Annotated in this window: 2 protein-coding genes; both read right to left on the reverse strand. The window is 38.4% G+C overall.

The genetic code is table 11. The annotated features are described in order from the left end of the window. Positions 1 to 297: 297 nt before the first annotated feature. Complete coding sequence (locus tag D5F11_RS25655; protein ID WP_120119633.1) at positions 298 to 495, reverse strand: DUF4926 domain-containing protein; 198 nt, start codon at positions 493 to 495, stop codon at positions 298 to 300. A gap of 9 nt (positions 496 to 504) precedes the next feature. After that, positions 505 to 1389, reverse strand: an 885-nt coding sequence (locus D5F11_RS25660) for a DUF6883 domain-containing protein (RefSeq protein ID WP_221768467.1), incomplete at its 5' end; no start/stop codon positions are given.

A 1389-nucleotide genomic window follows, 5' to 3' on the forward strand; every position in this document is an offset into this window, starting at 1 on the left:
CCGAATATATCTTTCAGTGCATTCTGCATATCTTCAACAGTTTTTGGTTGGTAGTTTTCTAGGATCTGATTCGCTAATTCAACTGATTTCTCTTTTCGTTTAGATTTAGCCATTAGAAATACCTCCCATTCATTTATTTTATTCTACCAATAAAAAAACTTAACCGCGAAGCAAGAGCCGTACGCTCTCTCACTTACACGGTTAAGTTTACACTCCCACTATGCGTCACTGGGTAGCCCCACCAACAAAAAAAGAAACCTTGAAAGGCATTAAGCCAATCAAGGTTTAATCATAATATTATTTTAGTTTAGCTATCTGATTTGAGTGATAAACTCCTTGGAACTTGACCCTACCTTCTTCATCTACAAACTCAATTTCATAGGCTTTATTAGGTGTTTCATAAACCATTATTATAGTGCCAATATCCCCTTTTCTTACCCCCTCATTAAGGTTATCTTCTATAATTATCACAGTTTCGTTTACTTCAAAACTCATTGTCTCCACCTACTTTACAAATAGTGTAGTCATTTCAGGTGTACTTGAGCCACTCTTAATAATCCATCCTGTTCTAACTGTAGCTGTTTTACCGTTTGGACCTTTTATTAGCATATCAACAGTATATCTTTGACCGTATTGGTCTGCTTTCCCTAATGTAGCAGGCGTGTTAGGTAGATTTTTCTGAATTTGTTTCATTAGTTGACTAGCATTAGATTTATTATAACCTAAAGCACTCTCAAATACTTTTGCTTTATTCCCTCCAACTGGATGATTAGGATTTAAGGCATAATCAGTTAGTTTCCTAGGGTCTATTTTAGCTTTACTAAAATTAGGAATAGCATTACTTATACCCTTATCATCTTTAGCCCCACTGGCCTTCTTTGTTGTTTTCTTTTGGGTGCTTGTTTGAGTTTTCTTCGGCTTAGCTTGTTTTCCAGCTTTGCTTCCTGCCTTAACTGGACTGGCAGTTTTCTTGGCTGTTGTCTTCGCTTTGGCTTTCTTAGCCGTTTTCTTGCTCGTTGTTTTCTTCGCTGTGCTCTTTTTAGAAGTGGTTTTCTTGGAACTGCTTTTGGCTTTTTTCTTGGATTTCTTCGTAGATTTCTTTTTCGGCTTTGCCTTTGAAACCTTTGATTTAACCGCTTTTCCTGCTTTCGTCCCGTTTTTTGTCGCTTTCGAAACAGCTTTAACTCCTTTGGCTACCTTTGCCACTTTTCCAACAGGTGTCAATCCGGCCACAAACCACCCTGCTGCTTTTGCTCGAGAAGCTTTTTTCCCTGTCGCAATATCCTTTCCCGTTGCCACGGTGTATAGATCGTTCGCACCAACAATATCGCCAGCGATTACCGCACCTTTTTTCCACCATGAATCTTTCTTTTTCTTGGCCCCTTTTTT

Origin of the sequence: Siminovitchia terrae (genome assembly GCF_003605405.2) — a bacterium.
Lineage (GTDB): Bacteria > Bacillota > Bacilli > Bacillales > Bacillaceae_C > Siminovitchia > Siminovitchia terrae.